Consider the following 24,245-nt stretch of genomic DNA (forward strand, 5'->3'; position numbering starts at 1 on the left):
ATAAATTTTATCACTTTATAAATAGCGCTTTAAATCATTATGCTCAGCAAAATTAATGCATGGCTACATCTTTGGTTAGGACTAGCGGCAGGCATACCTGTTGTTATACTAAGTATAACCGGCTGTGTACTTGTCTTCGAACATGACATCAAAGAATTCACTACAAATTATATCCGCGTAGAAGCACAAAGATCAGAAGATCAGCTTCCTCCATCTGCAATCTACAAAGCTGTAAAGACAGCCATTCCAGATAAAGAAATAGCTAGTTCCTGGTATTATGGTTTAGATAAATCAGTTAAAGTAAGTTTAGACCACTCCGATAGTTTAGTCTATGTCAATCCTTATACAGCTGAGATCCTAGCTGTTGTTAATCATGAAGATTTCTTTCATTTCATGGATGAAGGGCACCGTCATCTATGGATGCCGAACAAGATCGGCCGTCAAGTAGTCGGCTGGAGTACTTTTATATTCTTTTCACTACTAATCACTGGTCTTATTTTATGGTGGCCAAAAAAATGGAACAAAAGATCTCGTGAGCAGAGTTTTACCATCAAATGGAAAGCGCGGTTCAAACGAGTAAATTATGACCTGCACAATGTATTAGGATTTTACGGACTAACCATAGCCTTAGTTATGTGCCTTACAGGATTAATCATGAGCTTCCCGTGGATGCGCAAATCAGTAGTTTGGCTCAGCGGAGGATACCCGAATAAACCTAAAGTAGAACAAGTTGAAAAAGAAATACCTGATGATCAGCCCTTGAATGATGCATTGGTTGTTGCTGATCAAATCTGGTATAAAGTGCGCCATGAATATGCTCGCCATAACAAAGAAGCCGTTATCGTCCACTACCCTGAAGCCGAGGATAAATCCGTATATGCATGTACAGATATGGAAAATGGTATATGGCGTGACTTAAATTTTGACCGTAATACGCTAGAATTAACAGGCAGAAAACAAGGTCCCATTGATGATGCCAATACCACAGAATGGCTAATGCGCGCAAATTATGCCTTACATACAGGATTCATTGGGGGAATGACTACTAAAATAATATATTTTTTAGCATCACTTATTTGCGCAACATTACCGATTACTGGTTTCTATATCTGGTGGGGGAAAAAGAAAAAAACAGTAAAAAAATCAAAATCTATTCATCCAATAACATCTTAATCTTGCAGACATGTTTCATCATTGCAGATACTTACTTAGTTTATTTCTAGTTTTTACTTTATTTGTTGCCAGTGCTCAAAATTCTGCTAAAATCATGGGCCGTGTCCTAGATGAACAGAACGAACCTGTACCCCATGCACAAGTAACTTTACATCGCGTTCATGATGGAACTGTCGCAAAAATTATTACTGCCGATAGCATAGGGAATTTTATTTTCCCTAATGCACCATATGGAAATTACTATGTGCATATAAAAAATATGACGCACGAAGATTTTAAAACATCTCAATTCATATTAAGCGAGCACGTGAATGCATATGATTTTGGGAAAATTGTATTGCTTCAAAACAATGCTTATCTGGGTGAGGTTGTCATCAATAAACGCAAGCAATTTATAGAACAACATCAAGATAAAACCATTTTCAACATAGAAAACTCTGCTTTAGCAGATGGTAACAGTGGATTAGAACTTTTGACCAAAATTCCAGGTATAAGTCTAGATGATAATGGAACCTTCAGTTTAAAAGGAAAATCTGGTGCTTCTATCATGATTAACGGAAAACTTACCTACCTCTCCGCAGATCAGCTAGCCAATTTGTTAAGAAGCACATCCTCAAACGATATAACAAAAATTGAAGTTATGACTAATCCTAATGCCAAGCAAGATGCGGCAGGAACATCAGGGATAATCAATATCGTATTAAAAAAAGGATTGAAGCAAGGATTGAACGGAGCTGTTTCCGGAAATATGGGAGCAGGTCGGGGATTACACCTAGGCGGTAGTTTAGACCTAAATTACAGAACGGAAAAAGTAAATATCTTCGGAAATTACAATCAATACTTTCAGAATTTAGAATATTACAATTCATTAACACGCTACTTTTATAAAGATGCGCAAGCAGAACCAGAAACCTTCTCCCAACAGGAAAACAAAATTCAACCGAAACTGCGTTCAAATAATTTCAGAGTTGGTATGGATTTTTATTTAAGTTCAAAACAGACTTTGGGATTTCTATTAAATGGAGGCTTTGGTAAATATCCAAAATATGAACCAACCACCAATCATTTTAGAAACTATGCGACAAAAGATCTCATCTGGTCGGCATCAACCATAACCGAAGGAAAAGAAAGATGGGAAGACATGTTATATAACATCAATTATAACCTGAAGTTCAATGAAAATGGGCATGAACTAAAAGTAGATTTTGATATGATTGACCATTATTCCAAAATGGATCAAACACTGAATACTAAATACAGTAATGAAAATCAAAATAATATACGCCCTTTATCATCACGCACTGGCGATATTCCCTCAGACAGTAAGGTTTATGTTGCAAAAATTGATTATACCCTCCCTTTTAATGAAACTTTTAAGCTAGAAACTGGTTGGAAATCTAGTCATATCCGGACAGAAAACGATTTGCGGTATGATACATTGCTAAATGAGAATTATGTTCCAGATCTATCGACAAGTAATCACTTCATTTATAAAGAAACGATACAAGCAGGTTATGTCAATCTATCAAAAACTTGGAACAAATTTTCAACACAAGTAGGATTACGAGCAGAGCACACATCTACCGATGGTAATCAAATAACTTTAAATGAACAGTTCTCTAAGGATTATTTAAAGTTTTTCCCATCAGCATTTTTATCTTATAGCATCAATAACAATCATAAAGTACAACTAAGCTATAGCTATCGCATCGAGCGTCCATCCTTCTGGAGTCTAAATCCATTCCGCGTCTATACAGATCCCTTCTCCTATTCAGAAGGGAATTCAAAACTAGATCCTGCTTACGAGCACGCTTATGAAGCTAACTATACGCTAGCTAACAAATATATATTTACGTTAAATTATGCAGACAGATCTAATGTCGTAAATGATATCATAGGATTAGATCCTACAAACAAACAAATCACTTTTGAAAGACCAGAAAATATCGGTTCATTCAAAAATTTTGGCGTATCATTCATGGCTCCTACACAATTATTTTCCTGGTGGACAGCTACACATTTTGCAAACTATTACAGAAACGAATATGAGATTCCACAAGAAAATGAATTAATCAAAAGATCAGGCAATACGTTATCATTAAATACACAAAATACTTTCAAACTACCCAAAGATTGGTCTGTAGAGATTGGAGGAAATTATAATTCTGGTCTGACCATTGGTTTAACGAATATCAAAAGTTACGGACTTATTTACAGTGGAATACAAAAGAGCATTTTAAGTAAAAAAGCAACGATTAAGCTGGTCGTTAACGACATATTTCATACCAATAACCGTCGATATGAAACAGTATCCAATGCAGTGAGATTAATAGGAAAATCAAATCCAGATAGCAGAACAGCAATTTTATCATTCAATTACCGATTTGGAGGTTCAGATAACAGAGCAAAAGAACGCTCAACAGGTTCGGAAGATATCAAAAATAGATTATAAAAATCAACACGATGCAAAGGTGATATTCCACACCAGTATAAATAGAAAACAGCTATCAAAAGAAATTGATAGCTGTTTTCTATTTATACTTATTCGAGCGTTGTAAATACGAACAACTTTGAAAACTTCAGAACATATATCCTTACTAATTAATCTCTTTACGAAGAAGCATATTTTAGCAAGAAACATGCCCTACATATTAATAAACGATAAATCATGAATTTCCTAAATCATCATATGACATTCATATCAAAAACACCATAAATAGAACTATCTCAAAATTGCTATCTTTGTAAAAAAATCAAATATGTCTGTTAAGATTGGCGAAAATATAGATTTAGGAGACTTTCCATTATTGCTAGCTCCAATGGAGGATGTAAGTGATCCGCCATTCCGTTTTGTTTGTAAGCAAAATGGGGTAGATATGATGTATACGGAATTTATCTCTTCAGAAGGATTAATTCGAGACGCAGCAAAATCACGTAAAAAGTTAGATATCTTCGAGTATGAAAGACCAATAGGTATACAAATCTTCGGTTCCGAAATCGAACACATGAGACAGTCATCTGAAATCTGCACATTAGCAAATCCAGATCTAATCGATATTAATTACGGTTGTCCAGTTAAAAACGTAGCTTGCCGTGGAGCAGGTGCTAGTTTATTGCAAGATATTGATCGTATGGTCGCAATGACAAAAGCAGTCGTGGAAGGAACACATCTACCAGTTACTGTGAAGACCCGCCTTGGCTGGGACGATGATACCAAAAATGTTTATGAAGTGGCAGAACGTTTACAGGATATCGGTATTAAAGCTTTATCAATACATGGACGTACACGCGCACAAATGTATAAAGGGCAAGCAGATTGGTCTATGATTCGTGATATTAAGCGTAATCCACGCATTAAAATTCCAATTTTTGGAAACGGAGATGTAGATTCTTTAGAAAAAGCAATTGCATGGCGCCAGGAATATGAAGTTGATGGTATTATGATTGGTCGCGCCTCAATTGGATATCCTTGGATATTTAGAGAAATAAAACACTTTTTCAACACAGGAGAACGTTTAGCCGGTCCAACAATTGCTGAACGTGTAGATGTGTGCAGAACACATTTGGTTAAATCAATTGAATGGAAAGGACCTAAAACAGGTATTTTCGAAATGCGTCGTCATTATTCAAACTACTTTAAAGGTATACCAGACTTTAAAGAATACAGAATGCGATTAGTCAGTCTTCAGACATTCGAAGAGATCCAAGAAGTGTTAGACGAAATACAACATAACTTTGCGGAAGAAGCTATTTATTAAAAATAGCTTCTTCTAACTTTTAGACTTCAACATCTTCATTACCGTTTTCCTCTCGACAAAAACGGTTCCCAATAAGTAAGCAATCAACATCATATTGCCAATCCAAAAATTCCGGTCAAATACTATGTAATGGATATAAACGATCATAGTACCAACCAACATATAAGCCCCAATTTTAAAGATCTTATAAGGAATTGGATAATTCTTTTGTCCCCAAAAATAGGATAAAAATACCATTACACCATAAGTTATGGTCGTCACATAAATTGCACCTACATAGCTGTAGCGCGGAATCAGGATATAACACAATATAATTGTAATTAAAGCCCCAATACCAGAAATATAGAGACCGTATCGTGTTTGATCAGAAAGTTTATACCACACAGAAAGGTTCATATATATCCCAAGCATCACATAGTTGAATAAAATAACAGGAATAATAAATAGACCCGACCAATATTCTGCACTCTCTGAAGCAGATCCTCCTTGAATAAAATACTTAAGCCATTCAATATTGACAGACAATCCGATCATGACAACCATCATAGCAATCACAAAATATTCCATGATCATTGCATAAACCTTTTTCGAATTATCATTTTTGGCATAGGAGAAGAAAAAAGGTTCGGCTCCTAAACGAAATGCCTGCACGAAAATGCTTAAGAAAACAGCAATCTTTGCAATAGCACCATATATACCAACATCTCGGTCAGCAATACTTTTCGGTAATAATTCAGGCATTAAAATCTTATCTAGGTTTTCGTTTATGATAAATGAAATATTAGCGATCAAAATAGGAAAGCTATATCGAAACATATCACCTAACAACACCCGATCAATTTTAAAATTAAATGTTCTAATCTCGGGCAACAGCATCAACAATGTCACTGCACTCGCTACAAAATTAGAAATAAACACATAACCCAACCATGAGTCTATATACCAGCTAGAAAAATATAGTTCAGTATCCGGAAAATGTTGAAGTAAATAAGGTATGAAGACAATGAATGTCAAGTTTAAAATAACAAATGTGATGATATTGACTAACTTCAATACGCCGTAGCGCAATGGCCGACCATTAGCACGAACTTTGGCAAAAGGAACAACAGCAAGTGCATCAACGACTAAAGTAAGTCCAACAAAGTAAATATAGCTTTTATATTGACCTACAGAGTCAATATTTTCTTTTGCAAACCAATGCGCAATGTCATTAGAAAAAATAAGAATAGTTAATAGAAAAATTAAAGAAGTAAAAATGGTGACAACAAAGCTATTATTGAATACTTTAGATTTATCCTTCTCCTCAACTTTCTGTAAATATCTAAAATAGGTTGTTTCCATCCCAAAAGCTAGGAATGCATTGATCATAGCTGCCCAAGAATACATATTCGTAAATATTCCATAGGTGGAAGCTTCAAATTTACGAACGAAAATTGGCGTTAAAACAAAATTCAGTAATCTAGAGATGATAGTACTGAGACCGTAGATCAAGGTTTGACCAGCAAATTTCTTAAAAACAGACAAGATATTAAGATTTATTTAGACGATTTTTTTAGCACTTCAAAATTCTTAAAATCTTCCCAGACGCCCTCTTCACAAATCACTTCTTCCACTACTGCGCGCTCAGGTCCCTCTTCACAGAATTCTTTTAAACAATCTAGAGCAAAATCATCACCCTCTGCCTCAATATAAACAGAACCATCCGCTAAATTTCTAACAAACCCTTTAATACCCAATTGGTCGGCAACTGCTTTGGTAGATAACCTAAAATAAACCCCCTGTACTTTTCCTTTGATAGAAATATTAACATGTTTCATATCAACAAAAGTACAGAAGATTTTGAGTATTTTACTATGCTAATCTTTGCACCGTAACTTTATCAGATAATCTAAAATGTTCCATATTTTTCAATAGAACAAGACCTGGTTTTTTACCAACTTCAATTGAACCAAATTTATCATCGATATTTAAAGCCTGTGCCCCATTAATAGTAGCCCACTGGATAGATTGCTGAAAATCTAAATTATCAAAATGTTTATGTAACACTTTTAATTCATCTAAAATTGAAAGCTTATCATTGGATGCTAAACTATCTGTACCGATTACAATTTTTTGATTATCGTTTACAAAGTTCATTACTTTTGGCAATTGACCTTCAATATAAAGATTCGCCTTCGGACATAAACACCATACGATATCACGGCCCATTCGGTCCACAAAATCAAGGTCTTTCAATGACGTATACGTATTGTGAACCAAGATCAACTTATTAGGATGAGGTAAATATGGTAAATATGACTGAATTGAATTTCTAGCCTGAGCTTTAAACAAATCAGGATTTTTCCCTATTACTTTAAAGAAATCGATAAATCCTCCCGTTTTATAACGAAACAATCTATTTTCTTCATCACTCTCTTGATTATGAATACTGATAATATTAACATCAGAAACCGCTTTTTTAAATTTCTTCAGAAGTATTTTCGAACAAGAATAAGGAGCATGTGGTGTAATTGAAGAATGTGCTGGATCAAATTCATGAATCAAATCCTTAGCCTCCTGCAATCGACCATCAGCTTCATCCGGTTCTACTCCGAAGACTTCCACAAAAGTGTGGTAAAGAATCTTACTAGACTCCTTAATGTTAGATGTGTTATCAGAATTCACGTGATCTCCAACTGCCACAATACCATTATTGTACATTTCTTCATCAGCAGCAGCCATCGCTTTATCAATCACTTTTAAAGAAGTGCCACGACTTGTCATAACCGAAGAAAGAAAAGCTGGTAATCCAGTCTTTTGCGGAATCGTACCCTTCATATGGGACAATTCTAAGTGACAGTGCGCATTAATAAATCCAGGAACAATAACTCCTTCAAATTTTTCAATATGCTGGCCGCTCAATTCTACGTCTTTACTTTCATAAATCCCAAGGATTTCACCATCATCATTAACTTTTACCACTCCATCTTTAATAGGTAAAGATGTAATTGGTAAGATATAGGTAGCGCTAAAATATTTCATTATTATAAAAACTTTAATAGTTACTTAGCATTCAGGTCAACGCAAAGGAACTGTGGTTATTAACGTTAAAATTCGTGCCAAAATTTAGTAAAAAAAACATTACCATTAAAAAAAACAAATTTACACAATTAGTTTAATTATTTAATCGTGATAAAAATCAAAGGCTTTTAGATAAATTAACTTATAAGAATGTAACATAAATTTAAACCTTAATAAAAACTCCCTTGTTGCTAAAAATAATTAACATGAGCTAAAAGTTTGAATTTTAGCATATTTTTTGAAGGTAGGGAATAAGTTTAAATTCAGCCAATATATTATCTAAAAACCACAATTTTATTCATTTTTGTAGCGATTCAATGACGTTATGTCAGTGAAGCATCAATAAATCATGGAATTATAAATGGACATCCTTTTAGTTATTAAAAAAAGAAACCGGATCAATACAGCTACTTTAAAATCCGAAAGAAGCTAAAGATAAAGCAACACAACATTCATCATAATACAATCCTATAAACGAAAATCTATTCCACTTATTTTTACGAGCAAAACAAATTGATATTCCAAAACTCAATTCCTCAACATCCATTTTTACATTATATTTTTAGTACAGATTTTATTTAATACCTTCGCATTATCAATAAGGGGTGCCTTGTTCTACGAACACGAATAAAGGCTGAGATTATACCCAACAATACATTTATGTGTTGTGCACCTGATCCAGATAATGCTGGCGGAGGGAAAAGGTTAGTTAAATAAGTGAAAAACTGTTGTAACCCCTAGCAATAGTTTGTTTAACTCAAAATTCAATTAAAAAACATGATTAAAAATTTAATCAGCACAGTGCTATTTCTAGGAATAACATTATCCGTATCAGCTCAAAACGCTTTATCCATCAAAGTCTTAGACAATGAAACAAAAAAATCGTTACAGGGCGCAAGTATCGTTCTGACAAAAAATCAGAGTAAGAATTTAACAACTGATCGAAATGGCACTTCAAAGTTTTCAGGATTACCTGATGGACAATACGCCATAACAATCTCTTACATAGGCTATAGTACAGAAAAGAAGCAGATTGATCTGGTACAAAATACTGATCTTGAAATCTTTCTAAAACCACGTGCTATAAAAACAGAAGAAGTCCTGGTCATGGCAACACGTGCCAAAAACAACTCTTCTACAACCTATAAAAATATTAGCAAACAAGATATCGCTAAAAACAATTTCGGACAAGATATTCCATATCTACTAGATCAAACACCATCTGTCGTCATAGGATCGGACGCAGGAGCAGGTATAGGATATACAAATATGAAAATAAGAGGATCTGATAATGCCCGCATAAATGTAACATTGAATGGAATTCCGTTGAATGACGCGGAAAGTATGGGCTCATTTTTCGTCAATCTTCCCGATTTTGCATCCTCAACCGAGAGTATCCAGATTCAAAGAGGAATTGGAACTTCTACAAACGGAGCGGGATCATTCGGGGCATCATTAAACATACAATCCAATACACTCGAAAAAGAGCCCTACGTAGAATTCAACAACTCTTTCGGTTCTTATAATTCTTGGAAAAATACTTTGAAAGTAGGTTCAGGACTACTAAATAATAAATTTGCCTTTAATGTTCGTCTCTCACGTATCTTGAGCGATGGCTATATCGACCGAGCATCTTCCGATTTAAAGTCTTTTTATGTAGATGGAGGTTATTATAGTGACAAACATATTTTAAAGGCCATTGTATTCTCTGGCAAGGAAAAAACATATCAATCTTGGTACGGAACACCAGAGCCAAGATTAAACAATGATGTAGAGGGGATGAAAGATTATGCCGTCAATGATGGCTATACACAGCTAGAAACAGAAAATCTACTAAATTCTGGTCGCACTTACAACAAATACCTATATAAAAACCAAACAGACAACTACACGCAAACACATCACCAGTTACATTACACCAATTTTATCAATGAAAAACTAATTTTTAATGCGGCATTACATTACACCAGAGGTGCAGGCTATTACGAAGAATTCCGACCTGAAGACGACTTTTCAAAATACAATTTACCACCAGTCATTTCAGGAACCGATACCATCAAACAAACCGATTTGGTAAGGAGAAGATGGTTAGATAATTACTTCTATGGGACTACCTTTTCCTTCAACTATAATCCTTCACAGACAATAAAATTGACATGGGGTGGAGCTGCAAATCAATATAAGGGAGATCATTACGGTGAAATAATCTGGGCAAAATATGCTTCCGCCAGCAACTTAGGGGATAAATACTATCTCAATGATGCTAAAAAAGATGACATCAGCACATTTCTGAAAGCAGACTTTACATTCGAAAAATGGTTATTATTTGCGGATATACAGTATCGTAATATTAATTACCAAGTAAAAGGTGATGACGATAAAATCAAAGGAATGGATTTTAAAAGAAAATTCAATTTTGTAAATCCAAAATTAGGAATTACTTACCTCATCAATGAAAATTCAAATTTATACGCCTCATATGCCTATGCTAGTAAAGAACCTGTCAGAAATGACTTTGTTGATCTAAAAGGAAACAATCCCAAACCAGAGAAAATGCAAGATATCGAAGCTGGCTACCGCTTCAATAATGAAACATTTAACATCGGTACGAACTTTTATGGTATGTTCTATAAAGATCAACTTATTCCGACCGGAGCACTTAATAATGTAGGTTCTCCATTGAGAATGAATATCCCAAATAGCTATAGAATAGGCTTAGAAGTAGATGCCGCATGGAAAATTTCAGCGTATTTTGATTGGAAAGCAACAGCGGGACTAAGTCAGAACAAAATCAAAAATTACACGGATGAAACGAGTGGAGAATTCATTAAAAAAACAGATATTGCACTTTCTCCGGCAACTATTTTATCAAGCGAGTTCACTTATCGCCCTCTTCGTTCAGTAGAAATTGCACTATTATCAAAATATATTTCAAGACAATATCTGGACAATAGTTCAGCCAAATTAAGAAGTATAGACCCTTCATTTGTAAACAATATTAGAGCTATTTATAATTTCTCCATATTAGGTTTGAAAAATATAGACCTTGGACTTACTGTCAACAATATCCTAAATGAAAAATATCAAACCAACGGATATACTTGGGGTTATATGGACGGTACATCTCGAAAATATTTTAATTTTTACTATCCACAGGCTACAACAAATTTTATGTTAAGCCTAAACGTAAAATTCTAATAAAACAACTTGCGCCTTCAACATTAATTTAAGGCGCAAGTTGTTTTTAAAGCATTTTCAAGATCCATGACGTCAACAATACTTAATCAGATCAAACTCAATAGTTGGCATTTTTTTCTTAATATTGTCCTATGCGTGCAGTAATACAACGAGTTTCCAAGGCGAGCTGTTCGGTTGATAGCAAAATAACAGGTCAGATTAAAGATGGCTTACTAATCCTTATTGGGATCGAAGAGGAAGATACAATTGAAGATATGAGATGGATGGCACAAAAATTCGTCAATCTTCGAATATTTAATGATGAAAACGGTTTAATGAATAGATCGGTGCTAGACATACGTGGTGAAATATTACTTATATCCCAATTCACATTATTCGCACAAACAAAAAAAGGAAATCGCCCCTCTTTCATCCGTGCAGCCAAACCAGATAAAGCACAGCCGATGTACATACAAATGGCCCACTATCTTAGCACTTTAATAAACAGCGAAGTGCAAATGGGAATATTTGGTGCAGATATGAAAATTGATTTATTAAATGATGGCCCCGTTACCATTATAATGAATACACAGGATAAAGATAATTTCTAATACTATGACAATAAAAGAAGCACAGGAGACCATTGATAAATGGATCAATACAACAGGTATTCGCTATTTTAATGAATTGACAAACACAGCAATGCTAATGGAAGAAGTTGGAGAAGTTGCTAGAATTATGGCAAGACAGTATGGCGAACAATCATTTAAAAAATCTGATAAAGAAGTAAATTTAGCGGATGAAATGGCCGATGTTCTCTTTGTATTAATGTGCCTGGCCAATCAAACCGGTATTGATTTAACAGATGCGCTAGAAAAAAATTTAGAGAAAAAATCAATCCGTGACGCCGATCGACATAAAAACAATGAAAAATTAAAGTAATACAACATTACTATAATTTAGTTCGTTATATAAGTATCAAATTAATTTTAATACAGTTTGCATGCAAACTGTTGAAGGGCTGTATCAAGAAACTTGATACAGCCTTTTAATTTCTTTATCTTTAATGCAGATCATTAATTCCCTCTGGAAATGAATTTAACACATTACGTCCATACATTAAAACACCATGTGCTTTTAGCAATCTTACTTACAGGATTAACACACGCTTCAGCACAAGATAGAAATAAAGAATTTACCTTTCAATATGACCCTCAGGAAATCGTTAATAGTAGCCAATACCAAAAGATCCAGATCCTGGATTCAAGAAAAGATACAACTCATTACGGAATCATACAAAAAGGTTTCTTAGGAAAATCCGCTACTGTAGTTGCTAATCCAGCTCTTGAAGATCAATTGCAGAAATATCTAGAAACAATCAGTAATGGAAATACGCAGAGAGATACATTGCTTTTGCAAATTCGAAGATTATCATTTTCTGAAATTGGTGGTGGAATCAAAGAAAAAGGCTTTTTTGATTTCAGAGCAAATCTATATCAAAAAAAAGGGAACAATTATTTCCCATTAAATCATATCGACAGTAACTTTCAAGTTTCAGGAATCGATGTCTCCAACAAATTATTAAAAAAAGGAAGCCTCATTATAGATTCATTCATTCGTAAAAATTTAATAGTAAAAGACATATCGTCCGAATCATTAACCTTACAGGATATCCAAAACATTGATTACAAGGAAAAAGAGAAATTACCATTATATGCCGCAGAACATCTCGTCGACGGCATTTATATGAGCTATGAAACTCTAAAAAACCAAAAACCAGATTATCCGCTAGTTGATGAGAAAGATAAAAAAGGCAAAATCAAATATTATTATTACACCAATGAAAAAGGGAAAAAAGTAAAATTAAAAGATTCACAGATATATGCCGTGGTAGATAATGACGAAACCTATGTCTCCACAAGTTTTGGATATTATCCACTTGTAATGGAAAATGACGAATACTATTTCTATGGTTTAGCAGAAGAAAACAGTACGAGCTTCTCGATATCAGCAGGCATAGGATCAGGTTTTGGATATGGAGGTGGAATGATTGGAATTGGAGTGGGATCAGCACCTTCAAACATTAAGCGATACAAAATAAAAATTGACCATGTAGATGGAAATTTTGAAAAAATAGAACAACTACCTAATTAAGATTATGAAAAAAAGCAAATTCTATTTGTTTATTATTACGGCGGCGCTGTCAGTACAATCGTGCACAGTTTCGTTAGAACTTGATAAAAAAGCCAAGACCTTCAATAAGGCGGCGGTTGTTACCGCGCATCCCTTAGCTTCAAAAGTTGGTGTAGATATCCTAAAAATGGGGGGCAACGCCATTGATGCCGCTGTCGCAGTACAATTTGCATTAGCAGTAGTTTACCCTAATGCTGGAAACATAGGTGGTGGTGGGTTTATGGTCTACAGAAGTAGTAAAGGTGAAATCAATGCTTTAGATTTTAGAGAAAAATCACCAGAAAAAGGACATGCTAATATGTACCTAGACAAGCAGGGAAATGTAATAGAAGATCTAAGTGTATATGGCCATTTATCCGCAGGAGTCCCAGGATCAGTTGACGGAATGGTTGAAGCTCACAAAAAGTATGGCAAATTAGATTGGAAAACTTTATTAAATCCTGCTATAGCATTAGCTGAAAAAGGCTTTCCGATTACAAAACAACAGGCAGAAGAATTCAACGAATATAAAGAAAGCTTTCAAAAATATAACCCAAGTGGCGCCCCTATACTGAAAACCACCAGCTGGAAAAAAGGCGATTTATTCCAGCAACAAGAACTGGCTAACACAATTAGAAGAATTGCTGATCAAGGTCGTGATGGCTTCTACAAAGGCATAACAGCTGACCTAATTGTTAAAGAAATGCATAAAGGCAATGGCATTATCAGTTATAATGATCTTGAGAATTATAAAGCAGTATGGCGACAACCCGTTACAGGATATTACCGTGGACATAAGATCATATGTATGGCACCTCCATCTAGTGGTGGACCAGCCTTAGTTGCACTATTACAATCAGTAGCACAATATCCATTAGGAAAATGGGGATTCCAAAGTGATTCCGCTGTACGTGTAATGGTTGAAGCCGAACGTCGTATTTATGCCGATAGAGCAAAGTATTTAGGTGATCCAGACTTCATAAGAGTACCTGTCAAAGAATTGACAGACTCTATTTTCAACAGTGAAAGATTAAAAGCCGTAAACTTAACCAAAGCAACCGTAAGCAGCGATGTAAAGGCAGCTAAATTTCCAGGATATGAATCAGAAGAAACAACACACTTTAATATCGTCGATTCCGAAGGCAATGCCGTTTCTATTACGACAACACTTAATAATTCATATGGATCACGTGTCTTTGTATCTGGCGCAGGCTTTATATTAAATGATGAAATGGATGACTTCTCAGTTAAACCAGGAGTTCCAAATATCTATGGCCTCGTTGGCGGAAAAGCGAATGCCATCGAGCCAAACAAACGTATGTTAAGTTCAATGACACCAACTATTGTGGAAAAGGATGGAAAGCTATTTATGGTAGTAGGAACACCAGGCGGATCAACAATTATGACCTCCGTCTTCCAAACGATAGTCAACGTAATTGACTATCAACAAAATGCACAGCAATCCGTTTCATCCCCGCGTTTTCATCATCAATGGCTACCCGATCAGATTGATGTAGAAAAAAATGCAATAACTCCCGAAGTAAGAAAAAGTCTAGAAAATGCAGGGTACAAAATATCACCCAGAGGTAATATAGGCAGAGTGGAAAATATCATAATATTACCCAATGGAAAACTCCAGACAGGTGCCGATCCGAGGGGTGATGATACCGCTTCAGGTTTTTAGTATATTAAATTTTAAATAGTATAGATTATTTTTAAAACAATTAAACTTATACAAACATATCAGCTCTATATAAAAAACACTGATTTTATGATTAAAAATTATACGTATCCAATCAGCAGAACAATGATGATGCTATTTTTTGCCACTTTAATCGTGAGCTGTAGCATGCTAAAAGGTCCTGACTTTACAAAAATACAAGTTGGCATGACCAAAGAGAAGGTTGTTCAGCAACTAGGAAAGCCGGATGCCGTAGTAGCCTCAAAAAAATATCAAGACGGTATATTAGAGATTTATGAATATGGCACTGCACAATTAGAAAATGCAGCAGATTCAACTTCAGGATATAGAATCTACTGGCTATACTTTTTCAACAATGAACTTCAAGAATGGGGAATAAAAAGAAACTATTCACCATCTGATTACGATGGATATTACGAAAAGTATAGACGCCGTCATTAATTAAATAAACAAAAAAGCCCTGTTGCAAAATTGCAACAGGGCTTTTTTATTATATTTAGTAAAGAAGAATGATCTTACATCATTCCGCCCATGCCACCACCCATTGGAGGAGCACCAGCACCATTATTTTCTTCTGGCTCATCAGCTAATACACATTCAGTTGTTAACAACATAGAAGCGATAGAAGCTGCATTCTCTAAAGCTACACGAGAAACTTTAGTTGGATCGATAACACCAGCACCAATTAGGTTTTCGAATACATCAGTACGAGCATTGTAACCGAAGTCCCCTGTACCTTCTTTCACTTTCTGAACGATAACAGCACCTTCAATACCAGCATTGAAACAGATCTGACGTAAAGGTTCCTCGATAGCACGTCTGATGATCTCGATACCGATAGTCTCATCTTCATTAGCACCTTTTAATCCTTTTAAAGCGTCAGTAGCACGAATGAAAGCAACACCACCACCTGCAACGATACCTTCTTCAACAGCTGCACGAGTTGCATGTAAAGCATCATCAACGCGATCTTTCTTCTCTTTCATTTCTACTTCAGTAGTAGCACCTACATAAAGAACAGCAACACCACCTGATAATTTAGCTAAACGCTCTTGTAATTTCTCACGATCATAATCAGAAGTAGTTGTTTCGATTTGAGAACGGATTTGAGCAACACGAGATTTAATATCTTCAGCATTACCGGCACCATTAATGATTGTTGTATTATCTTTATCAACAACAACTTTTTCTGCTTGACCTAAGTAAGATAATTCAGCATTTTCTAATTTGAAACCTCTTTCTTCAGAAATCACTGTACCACCAGTTAAGATAGCAATATCCTCTAACATTGCTTTACGACGGTCACCAAACCCTGGAGCTTTCACTGCTGCAACTTTCAGTGAACCACGGATTTTATTAACAACTAAAGTAGCTAATGCCTCACCATCTAAATCTTCTGCAATAATGATTAATGGTTTGCCAGTTTGTACTTGTTTTTCTAAAATCGGCAACAACTCTTTCATGTTACTGATTTTTTTGTCATAGATTAAAATGTACGGATTTTCAAGTTCCGCTTCCATTTTATCAGAGTTTGTAACAAAATATGGAGATAAGTAACCACGGTCAAATTGCATACCTTCTACTGTTTTAACTTCAGTTTCAGTACCTTTTGCTTCTTCTACAGTAATAACACCATCATTACCTACTTTTTCCATTGCTTGCGCAATTAAAGCTCCGATAACTTCGTCATTATTTGCAGAAATTGATGCTACTTGTTTGATTTTATTATTGTCTTGACCAACAGTTTGAGATTGCGATTTTAAATTCGCAACAACTGCTGCTACAGCTTTATCAATACCACGTTTCAAATCCATTGGATTAGCACCTGCTGCTACAGATTTAATACCTGGAGCTACGATAGCCTGAGCCAAAACAGTTGCAGTAGTTGTACCGTCACCTGCTTGATCAGCAGTTTTAGAAGCAACTTCTTTCACCATCTGAGCGCCCATATTTTCTAAGGCATCTTTCAATTCGATTTCTTTAGCAACAGTAACACCATCTTTAGTGATAACCGGAGAACCGAATTTTTTTTCAATGATTACATTACGTCCTTTAGGACCCAAAGTTACCTTTACTGCATTTGCCAATGTGTCAACACCTTTTTTAAGTGCTTCACGAGCTTCAACGTTATATTTTACTTGTTTTGCCATTATCTTTAAATTTTTGAAATTTTCACCTGATCCCAGAAGAGACCAAATTTATTTACATTTGGATACTATATAAAAAAATTAAATAACCGCGTAAATATCAGCCTCACGCATAATTAAATACTCTTTACCTTCAACAGTAATTTCAGTTCCAGCATATTTACCATATAAAACTTTATCACCAACTTTAACAGTCAAAGGTTCGTCAACTTTACCCGTTCCAACTGCTACAACGATTCCTTGTGATGGTTTTTCTTTTGCTGTATCAGGGATGTATAATCCTGAAGCTGTTTTTTCTTCTGCCTGAGCAGCTTCAACTACTACTCTGTCACCGATAGGTTTAATGTTTAATGCCATAATATATTTTATTTTTAGTTCTATTTCAATTATATCTAAATGTCATCAGCAATTATGCCAAAGAGCCAAGAGCAGACTTTTGAGACAAATTTGCATCGAAAAAACAAGGCACTGGCAGATTTCATTCACATTCTGTCAGGCTGTCACGCTACAAAACTGACAATACAAAAAAAGCCCCCAATTACTTGGGGGCTTTCAATTTCTATACAACAACCTATTTAGTTGAATCTGTTACAGTTTTCTGTGCCGGAGCTTGTTGAGCTGGAGCAGGTTGTTGTGTATTATTTAAATTCAATGGACTAGTTTGTGCAGGAGTTTCAATTTGATTACCCAAACCACCACCCACTGTAGCTGTTGTAGTTGGAGCTACAATATTAAATGCTAAACAAAAAACCATGATCGCAATCACTAATCCCCAAGAACCTTTTTCTAAAAAGTCACCTGTACGTTTTACACCCATAATATTAGTTCCACCAGCAAATCCTGATGATAAACCACCTCCTTTTGGATTTTGTATTAAAACTAAAAATGATAATAAAATACTTGCCAAAATTATAAGAGCAATTAATATTCCTTGCATTTCTCTATATGTATTAAGTTAATTTCTTTTCTAAATTTAAAATTTCCGACGCAAAGTACGCATTTTTTTCTGGATATTTCAAAACTAATTTTTTGTAAACCTCTATAGCCTTAGGATATAATCCTTGTTCGATATAAATTCGGGCCAAAGTTTCAGTCACCAACGAATACTGATCTTCCGAACTTTTCCTTGCTTTATTTTCCAGATTAATCTTATCAGCTGGAGGAGGTTTTATCTGCGGATCCTCTTTGATAAATCGTTCGATTAGATGATCCGTATTTTTCTTCTCTACCTGAAATGGTACCGTATTTTTAAATTCCTCGCTTAACTTAACCTCAGGAGACTGTAGATGAAAAATATTCTCCTTAATCTGTTGATCCAAAACTTGAGCATCAATCGTCTGTTTAAACCGAGTCACATGCTGTTCCGCAGAATGGGCATGATAATTTGGGGCCTTCAAAAATGGCTGGTAAGTATCTGCATGCTCTAAACGAGTTTTATGTAACCACCATAAAAAACTATAAGGCATCAGCTCATCGTCATACACACTGACCCGCTCTTCCTCACGCACTTCTTCATCCACAGGGCCTATGACAAAGGTCGACTCCACAGATAACATTGGTTCATTAGAAATATCATCTTTAATCTCCTCCAGAATATCATCGGTTTTTTCCAATCGAAAAAAATCATGCGCTACACCGGATTGAATCAAAGCATTCAGTTCCTCTCTTCCATTATCAAGATCTGCAGTTGAATCCTCCTGTACATCATCAATTGTATCTTCGAAAGCAACATAATCATCCGATTTAACTTCAATAGGTAATTCAACAGGAACAGCTTTATGCAGATACTCATATAACCAATTTGGATTAGCAGCATAAAGCAATGTCGAAGAAATATTATGAACTTCCCTATTTAGCAAATAGAGGTGTCTTTCATAAGCAAAACGAAGAGACTGCGCATATGGAAATTTGGCAATCAAGGACAACAAATCAGATTCCGAAAGAGATAACGGATTGTTGATCGCTTGATGAAACAAGTTTATATCATCTGAAATTCGTCTATTTTCCATATCTCAAACCACTACCAATTAGCAAATGCTTTATTGTAAACATCTTCTGTCAACATTAGAATAATTTCTTTATTTAATGTTTCCTCTTGAGCCGACTGCAATTGACCAGAAAAATCTTTAAACCTTGTGAAAGATTGTTCAAAATTGTCCTTCTCAACGATTTTATTATGATAATTTACTTTAATCGTTATTGAAAGGCGATTTAATGCAGCACGATCCGTTCCTGCCTCAACAGCAGCGGGACTAATCGTATAATCCGTGATAAAACCCTCAAAAGTTGCATCAGCATTATCATTAACCTGACTCAACCGCGATTGATTACGTATACGCTCTTTTAAGGCTTCTGTAAAATTCTGACTTAAGGTTGGATAAACCATTGATGCAATATTCTCAAAGTACAATACGCTCACTGTCTTCATCCCATCAGGAATAGATCCACCGGTAAAACCATATTTTACACCACAGCTTGTTGTAGAAAACAACATCGCTATCATGATAAAACCCGGTAGCAAACTTGATCTAAGCTTCTTCATAAACGAGATTATAAATCTAAATTTAAGTCTTTAATTTTTCTGTACAAAGTTCTTTCGGAGATACCCAACTCCTGCGCTGCCGCTTTACGTTTACCACGATGCTTCTTAAGCGCTTTTTTAATCAAATCGGATTCTTTCTCTGTTAAAGATAACGATTCTTCAACTTCTTCGGCATCCTGTGTATCATAATTTAAATATCCATCTTGACCCGGGTTACTTTTCAGCACATTAGGTTGATGTATAGTCAATGTCTGTGAAGCAGCCAAGTGATCTTGAAGCCGATCAGCACTAGGTTCAACCTCTTGATACAATCGATTAATATAGGGAGAATTTTCATCAAACGTGGAAGGATTAACTCCATTTTGAATCAATTCAACAACCAATTTTTTCAAATCAACCATATCTTTCTTCATATCAAAAAGAACCTTATATAAAAGATCACGCTCTGAAAAATCATCCTTTCCACTTTGATTAGCAACTACTGCTGGTAAAGTAGAACGGCTTTCAGAAGGAAGATAATTTTGTAAAATTCGCGCATCTACAACTCGTTCCTTCTCAAGAACGGCAATTTGTTCCGCAATATTTTTCAACTGGCGCACATTTCCTGGCCAGCTGTAAGTCTTCAACAGTTGTTGTGCATCGTCAGTCAGCTGTATGCTTGGTGAGCGGTATTTATCAGAAAAATCGACAACAAACTTTCTAAATAACAAATAAATGTCTTCCGCACGTTCACGTAATGATGGAATACGAAGGGGGACAGTGTTCAATCTGTAATAAAGATCTTCTCGAAACTTACCATTTTGTACAGCATTAAAAACATCAACATTTGTCGCAGCAACTACGCGAACATTAGTTTTCTGAACCTTAGAAGAACCCACACGGATGTATTCACCAGACTCTAAAACACGTAGCAAACGAGCCTGTGTACCTAAAGGTAATTCCCCTACCTCATCTAAAAAAATAGTACCACCATCGACAACCTCAAAATATCCCTTTCTTGCTTCATGTGCCCCAGTAAAAGAACCTTTCTCATGACCAAACAATTCCGAATCAATTGTTCCTTCAGGAATAGCCCCACAGTTCACAGCAATAAAAGCACCGTGTTTACGCGCGCTTAATTGATGAATAATATGTGAAAACACCTCCTTACCACTACCACTCTCCCCTTGGATCAAAACTGAAATATCAGTAGGAGCCACTTGACGGGCAATATCTATAGCCCTATTAAGTAAAGGTGAGTTACCTATAATCCCAAATCGATTCTTAATATCTTGATTATCCATCCTCTAAATTTAAGAATAAAGACCTCTATTATATTCTAATTAATCAACTATTTTACCCAGTAAAGTAGCCGAAGTACAAGACTCGATCATTACAGTAACGTAATCACCAGCCTGATAACGTTCATCTACAGGAAAAATAGCCATTGCATTTTGATCATTACGACCAGCAAAATCTTTATCCGAGCGTTTTGAAAAACCCTCAATTAAAACACGTTGGTTTTTACCTACAAATTGCTGTAAACGTTCAAAACTATGTGCTCTTTGTTTCGCAACAATTTCTGTTAAACGACTTTTCTTAATTTCTTCTGGAATATCATCAGCATAACGTTTAGCAGCTAATGTACCCGGACGTTCCGAATACGCAAACATAAACGCATAATCATACTTCACGTAATCCATCATGCTCACTGTATCTTGATGCTCTTCTTCCGTTTCTGTACAAAAACCAGTAATGATATCTGTTGAAATACCACAACCCGGAATAATCCGATTGATTGCATCAATACGATTGATATACCAATCTCTATCATAAGTACGGTTCATTAATTCTAATACTCTAGAATTTCCAGACTGTACAGGTAAATGAATATATTTACAGATGTTATCATAGCTTGCCATTGTATGCAACACCTCATCAGTAATATCTTTTGGATGAGATGTCGAGAATCGAACACGTAATAACGGGTTCACTTCAGCCACCAATGCTAATAAATTCGCAAAATTAACAGGAGTACTTGCTTCTTGCCCTTCAATTGTAGGGGCAGTATATTTATATGAATCAACATTTTGTCCCAACAAAGTAACCTCACGATATCCTGAATTGAACAAATCATGCGCTTCCTTCACAATAGATGCAGCATCACGACTGCGTTCTCTACCTCTGGTAAATGGAACAACACAGAACGAACACATATTATCGCATCCGCGCATAATCGAAATAAATGCTGTGATACCGTTCGAGTTTAAACGAACAGGACTAATATCAGCATATGTTTCTTCACGCGAGAGCAATACATTAACAGAACGATTTCCATCGTCCACCTGTGAAATTAAATTTGGCAAATCACGATAAGCATCAGGACCAACAACAACATCAACTAACTTTTCTTCTTCCAAAAATTTAGCTTTCAATCGTTCTGCCATACATCCCAACACACCCACGATCATACCAGGGTTGCTTTTCTTAGCAAATTCAAATTCTTTCAAACGATTACGTACACGTTGCTCAGCATTCTCACGAATGGAACATGTATTGATAAAGACAACGTCTGCCTCTTGATAGTTTTTCGTTGTTTCAAATCCTGTCTCCAATAAAATAGAAGCAACTATTTCACTATCAGAAAAGTTCATTTGACAACCATAACTCTCAATATATAACTTACGTCCATTACCTTTGGAAACATTATTTTCAATCAATAAGGCTTCACCTTGACGCGTCTCGTCGTGTTCCTTAGTTGTATGCGCAAAATCTAACATAGCTCAAAATTCAAAGACTACAAAGTTAGGAATAAATATTGAATTGATGACAGTTTGTCATATTAATATTGCACCTAAATGAATATAAAAACCAACAAAAAAGCGCTGATGATACATCAGCGCTTTTTTAAATATAAAATATTTTTCAGACCTATTGAGCTTGGCTCTTAGCTTCTTGTTTCATTTGATTACCAGCAACGATAACAATTTCTACACGACGGTTTGCTGCACGTCCTGCTTCAGTATCATTACTCTCTAAAGGCTCAGAGAAATTTCGTCCTTCCGTACGGATACGAGAGGAAGCTAAACCTTGAGAAACTGCAAATGCACGAACCGCATTAGCACGGTTTTCAGAAACTTTTTGATTGGCATCTAAAGATCCAACGTTATCCGTATGACCGATAACCAAAATATCAGTACCTTGCTCTTTATTTAAAGTCGCAACTAAGTTTTTAATATTTTCTCTCGCAGAAGCTTTCAAATCAGATTTATTAAAATCAAATAATATACCTGAATCAAATTTAACTACGATACCTTCACCCGCTTGAGTAACTTCAGCACCCTCAACAGTTTTAGCGATCTCGGCAGCTTGTTTGTCCATCTTCTTACCAATTAAGACACCTGCAGCACCACCGATAGCAGCACCAGCAATAGTACCAATAGCGGTACTACCAGCCTTGTTACCGATTAAAGCTCCTAATGCACCTCCTGCAACCCCACCAATTACGCCACCTTTTGTGGTATTATTTGTATTTTGAATTGTTGAACAACTCCCAAATAACATTGCTGATGTAGCCACTGTAAGACCAAAAACAGCTAACTTCTTATTCATTTTCATAATTATAATATCTTAAATAATATTTCCAGTGTGATTCCACAGCTATATGAAACAAACCGAATGCCAAAAAATAAATAATAGCCGATAAAGAACAATTTTAGTAACAAAAATATCGACAATAGTGAACAGATAGAAAATTGAATGGATTATTTCTCCTGTGTTTTTACTTCAATATCTGGAAGAGTAAGCCCCTCTGGACGGCCATTTTTATTAAAATCAGCAAGAGAACGTTGCACATACTCCAAAAAATCATAATGTTGCCAATTTGCAACCATATTCGGAGATGGCCTATAAATGCGCATAAAGGAATCTAAATCTTTATCATCCAATTTTGTTATTTCTCGGACAGCGTCCTTAGAAAAAACCTTATCCACCTGCAACTGTTCTTTTTCACTGTCTAGAAAACGACTGAAACGCTTTGCATTTTTCGCCTCACGCCCAAAAAGGTTATAAAGAGCAGTGGCCGGGCTAGCCAAGTAGGTTCCAAACTTATTACTACCACCATTATAAACGCCCTTCTTTCCATAGTCACGCATAGCTTCATTTAATTCCGCTTCCTTAGTTTTACGTTCTATAATAACGGTCTCTAATCGAATTCCTGATTGCAATTCAACATAGAAATCTTTAAGATCACTAATTAAAGTTTTCGCCTCAGCGTAACCGATTTTAGAAAAAGATAAACTATCTCCAATAGATGCTTCAATTACAAATACACCAAATGAATTGGACACAACAGATTTATTTGTCCTCAAATTACGAACATTCACCTCAGGAAGACGCAATGAAGTCCCTTTTTCGAACACCATCCCAGAGATACGCTGTATTTGTTGTGCCTGAACATTTGTGCCTAAAAAAAACAGGAACACGAAGCTAAGCAAACTGATATGGCAAATTATTTTTCTATACATATTTAAATA

The 24,245-nt window shown here is 35.5% G+C and carries 21 protein-coding genes; 9 read left to right on the top strand and 12 right to left on the bottom strand.

The window, feature by feature from the left end; translation table 11 throughout:
• Window positions 1–39: 39 nt before the first annotated feature.
• The 3 genes from ACFS6I_RS03570 to dusB all read left to right on the top strand — a co-directional run bounded on the left by ACFS6I_RS03570 (window position 40) and on the right by dusB (window position 4,931).
• Window positions 40–1,173, top strand: a complete 1,134-nt coding sequence (locus tag ACFS6I_RS03570; RefSeq protein ID WP_132843537.1) for a PepSY-associated TM helix domain-containing protein — start codon at window positions 40–42, stop codon at window positions 1,171–1,173.
• Between the two features lie 10 nt (window positions 1,174–1,183).
• The gene (locus ACFS6I_RS03575) at window positions 1,184–3,625 is read left to right on the top strand and encodes a TonB-dependent receptor domain-containing protein (protein WP_380918237.1); all 2,442 of its coding nucleotides are present in this window, start codon (window positions 1,184–1,186) and stop codon (window positions 3,623–3,625) included.
• Between the two features lie 307 nt (window positions 3,626–3,932).
• Window positions 3,933–4,931, top strand: a complete 999-nt coding sequence (gene dusB / locus ACFS6I_RS03580; protein ID WP_132771576.1) for a tRNA dihydrouridine synthase DusB — start codon at window positions 3,933–3,935, stop codon at window positions 4,929–4,931.
• A 12-nt stretch (window positions 4,932–4,943) separates the two neighbouring features.
• Here the strand turns inward: dusB and ACFS6I_RS03585 are convergent, their stop codons facing one another.
• The 3 genes from ACFS6I_RS03585 to ACFS6I_RS03595 are packed head-to-tail and all read right to left on the bottom strand — an operon-like array spanning window position 4,944 to window position 7,952.
• Window positions 4,944–6,455, bottom strand: coding sequence for an oligosaccharide flippase family protein (locus tag ACFS6I_RS03585; protein ID WP_380918239.1), 1,512 nt, complete (start codon window positions 6,453–6,455; stop codon window positions 4,944–4,946).
• 11 nt (window positions 6,456–6,466) lie between these two features.
• Complete coding sequence (locus ACFS6I_RS03590) at window positions 6,467–6,748, bottom strand: acylphosphatase (RefSeq protein ID WP_021192356.1); 282 nt, start codon at window positions 6,746–6,748, stop codon at window positions 6,467–6,469.
• A gap of 34 nt (window positions 6,749–6,782) precedes the next feature.
• Window positions 6,783–7,952: an amidohydrolase family protein gene (locus tag ACFS6I_RS03595; RefSeq protein ID WP_206368607.1), complete on the bottom strand. Its 1,170-nt coding sequence runs from the start codon at window positions 7,950–7,952 to the stop codon at window positions 6,783–6,785.
• A gap of 816 nt (window positions 7,953–8,768) precedes the next feature.
• On the opposite strand from ACFS6I_RS03595, the gene ACFS6I_RS03600 reads away from it, so the two are divergent.
• The 6 genes from ACFS6I_RS03600 (at window position 8,769) to ACFS6I_RS03625 (ending at window position 15,483) form a co-directional block, all read left to right on the top strand.
• Window positions 8,769–11,189 (top strand): TonB-dependent receptor, encoded by a 2,421-nt coding sequence (locus tag ACFS6I_RS03600; RefSeq protein WP_380918242.1) that lies wholly within the window; start codon window positions 8,769–8,771, stop codon window positions 11,187–11,189.
• A 131-nt stretch (window positions 11,190–11,320) separates the two neighbouring features.
• On the top strand, window positions 11,321–11,779 hold the full coding sequence (gene dtd, locus ACFS6I_RS03605) for a D-aminoacyl-tRNA deacylase (protein ID WP_380918244.1): 459 nt from the start codon (window positions 11,321–11,323) through the stop codon (window positions 11,777–11,779).
• Window positions 11,780–11,783: 4 nt separating this feature from the next.
• Entirely contained in the window at window positions 11,784–12,110 is a 327-nt protein-coding gene (locus ACFS6I_RS03610; protein WP_021192353.1) for a nucleotide pyrophosphohydrolase, read from the top strand.
• Between the two features lie 150 nt (window positions 12,111–12,260).
• A complete protein-coding gene (locus ACFS6I_RS03615; RefSeq protein WP_380918246.1) occupies window positions 12,261–13,322 on the top strand; it encodes a hypothetical protein in 1,062 nt (353 codons plus the stop codon).
• Between the two features lie 4 nt (window positions 13,323–13,326).
• Complete coding sequence (gene ggt / locus ACFS6I_RS03620; RefSeq protein ID WP_380918248.1) at window positions 13,327–15,024, top strand: gamma-glutamyltransferase; 1,698 nt, start codon at window positions 13,327–13,329, stop codon at window positions 15,022–15,024.
• Window positions 15,025–15,111: 87 nt separating this feature from the next.
• Window positions 15,112–15,483: a hypothetical protein gene (locus ACFS6I_RS03625; RefSeq protein WP_380918250.1), complete on the top strand. Its 372-nt coding sequence runs from the start codon at window positions 15,112–15,114 to the stop codon at window positions 15,481–15,483.
• Window positions 15,484–15,557: 74 nt separating this feature from the next.
• Here the strand turns inward: ACFS6I_RS03625 and groL are convergent, their stop codons facing one another.
• The 9 genes from groL to ACFS6I_RS03670 all read right to left on the bottom strand — a co-directional run bounded on the left by groL (window position 15,558) and on the right by ACFS6I_RS03670 (window position 24,236).
• Entirely contained in the window at window positions 15,558–17,192 is a 1,635-nt protein-coding gene (gene groL, locus ACFS6I_RS03630; protein ID WP_132771583.1) for a chaperonin GroEL, read from the bottom strand.
• A gap of 78 nt (window positions 17,193–17,270) precedes the next feature.
• On the bottom strand, window positions 17,271–17,546 hold the full coding sequence (locus ACFS6I_RS03635) for a co-chaperone GroES (protein ID WP_021192191.1): 276 nt from the start codon (window positions 17,544–17,546) through the stop codon (window positions 17,271–17,273).
• 214 nt (window positions 17,547–17,760) lie between these two features.
• On the bottom strand, window positions 17,761–18,126 hold the full coding sequence (secG, locus tag ACFS6I_RS03640; RefSeq protein ID WP_132771584.1) for a preprotein translocase subunit SecG: 366 nt from the start codon (window positions 18,124–18,126) through the stop codon (window positions 17,761–17,763).
• Between the two features lie 13 nt (window positions 18,127–18,139).
• Window positions 18,140–19,198, bottom strand: coding sequence for a hypothetical protein (locus ACFS6I_RS03645; RefSeq protein WP_380918253.1), 1,059 nt, complete (start codon window positions 19,196–19,198; stop codon window positions 18,140–18,142).
• An 11-nt stretch (window positions 19,199–19,209) separates the two neighbouring features.
• Window positions 19,210–19,731, bottom strand: a complete 522-nt coding sequence (locus ACFS6I_RS03650; protein WP_380918255.1) for an LptE family protein — start codon at window positions 19,729–19,731, stop codon at window positions 19,210–19,212.
• Between the two features lie 8 nt (window positions 19,732–19,739).
• Entirely contained in the window at window positions 19,740–21,014 is a 1,275-nt protein-coding gene (locus tag ACFS6I_RS03655) for a sigma-54 interaction domain-containing protein (protein WP_021192197.1), read from the bottom strand.
• 39 nt (window positions 21,015–21,053) lie between these two features.
• A complete protein-coding gene (gene miaB / locus ACFS6I_RS03660) occupies window positions 21,054–22,490 on the bottom strand; it encodes a tRNA (N6-isopentenyl adenosine(37)-C2)-methylthiotransferase MiaB (protein ID WP_346596956.1) in 1,437 nt (478 codons plus the stop codon).
• Window positions 22,491–22,641: 151 nt separating this feature from the next.
• The gene (locus ACFS6I_RS03665) at window positions 22,642–23,322 is read right to left on the bottom strand and encodes an OmpA family protein (RefSeq protein ID WP_231577295.1); all 681 of its coding nucleotides are present in this window, start codon (window positions 23,320–23,322) and stop codon (window positions 22,642–22,644) included.
• 152 nt (window positions 23,323–23,474) lie between these two features.
• Window positions 23,475–24,236, bottom strand: coding sequence for a peptidase associated/transthyretin-like domain-containing protein (locus ACFS6I_RS03670; protein WP_132771589.1), 762 nt, complete (start codon window positions 24,234–24,236; stop codon window positions 23,475–23,477).
• Window positions 24,237–24,245: the final 9 nt, after the last annotated feature.

This window comes from Sphingobacterium anhuiense, from assembly GCF_042686355.1.
Taxonomy (GTDB): Bacteria; Bacteroidota; Bacteroidia; order Sphingobacteriales; family Sphingobacteriaceae; genus Sphingobacterium; species Sphingobacterium anhuiense.

What these genes read in the sequence shown, in the direction of transcription:
- ACFS6I_RS03650 (WP_380918255.1), bottom strand. Translation starts at nt 19,731, where the DNA reads ATGAAGAAGCTTAGATCAAGTTTGCTACCGGGTTTTATCATGATAGCG.
- groL (WP_132771583.1), bottom strand. Translation starts at nt 17,192, where the DNA reads ATGGCAAAACAAGTAAAATATAACGTTGAAGCTCGTGAAGCACTTAAA.
- ACFS6I_RS03655 (WP_021192197.1), bottom strand. Translation starts at nt 21,014, where the DNA reads ATGGATAATCAAGATATTAAGAATCGATTTGGGATTATAGGTAACTCA.
- ACFS6I_RS03590 (WP_021192356.1), bottom strand. Translation starts at nt 6,748, where the DNA reads ATGAAACATGTTAATATTTCTATCAAAGGAAAAGTACAGGGGGTTTAT.
- ACFS6I_RS03595 (WP_206368607.1), bottom strand. Translation starts at nt 7,952, where the DNA reads ATGAAATATTTTAGCGCTACCTATATCTTACCAATTACATCTTTACCT.
- miaB (WP_346596956.1), bottom strand. Translation starts at nt 22,490, where the DNA reads ATGTTAGATTTTGCGCATACAACTAAGGAACACGACGAGACGCGTCAA.
- ACFS6I_RS03570 (WP_132843537.1), top strand. Translation starts at nt 40, where the DNA reads ATGCTCAGCAAAATTAATGCATGGCTACATCTTTGGTTAGGACTAGCG.
- dusB (WP_132771576.1), top strand. Translation starts at nt 3,933, where the DNA reads ATGTCTGTTAAGATTGGCGAAAATATAGATTTAGGAGACTTTCCATTA.
- ACFS6I_RS03575 (WP_380918237.1), top strand. Translation starts at nt 1,184, where the DNA reads ATGTTTCATCATTGCAGATACTTACTTAGTTTATTTCTAGTTTTTACT.
- ACFS6I_RS03645 (WP_380918253.1), bottom strand. Translation starts at nt 19,198, where the DNA reads ATGGAAAATAGACGAATTTCAGATGATATAAACTTGTTTCATCAAGCG.
- ggt (WP_380918248.1), top strand. Translation starts at nt 13,327, where the DNA reads ATGAAAAAAAGCAAATTCTATTTGTTTATTATTACGGCGGCGCTGTCA.
- ACFS6I_RS03600 (WP_380918242.1), top strand. Translation starts at nt 8,769, where the DNA reads ATGATTAAAAATTTAATCAGCACAGTGCTATTTCTAGGAATAACATTA.
- dtd (WP_380918244.1), top strand. Translation starts at nt 11,321, where the DNA reads ATGCGTGCAGTAATACAACGAGTTTCCAAGGCGAGCTGTTCGGTTGAT.
- ACFS6I_RS03625 (WP_380918250.1), top strand. Translation starts at nt 15,112, where the DNA reads ATGATTAAAAATTATACGTATCCAATCAGCAGAACAATGATGATGCTA.
- ACFS6I_RS03610 (WP_021192353.1), top strand. Translation starts at nt 11,784, where the DNA reads ATGACAATAAAAGAAGCACAGGAGACCATTGATAAATGGATCAATACA.
- ACFS6I_RS03665 (WP_231577295.1), bottom strand. Translation starts at nt 23,322, where the DNA reads ATGAATAAGAAGTTAGCTGTTTTTGGTCTTACAGTGGCTACATCAGCA.
- ACFS6I_RS03615 (WP_380918246.1), top strand. Translation starts at nt 12,261, where the DNA reads ATGAATTTAACACATTACGTCCATACATTAAAACACCATGTGCTTTTA.
- ACFS6I_RS03635 (WP_021192191.1), bottom strand. Translation starts at nt 17,546, where the DNA reads ATGGCATTAAACATTAAACCTATCGGTGACAGAGTAGTAGTTGAAGCT.
- secG (WP_132771584.1), bottom strand. Translation starts at nt 18,126, where the DNA reads ATGCAAGGAATATTAATTGCTCTTATAATTTTGGCAAGTATTTTATTA.
- ACFS6I_RS03670 (WP_132771589.1), bottom strand. Translation starts at nt 24,236, where the DNA reads ATGTATAGAAAAATAATTTGCCATATCAGTTTGCTTAGCTTCGTGTTC.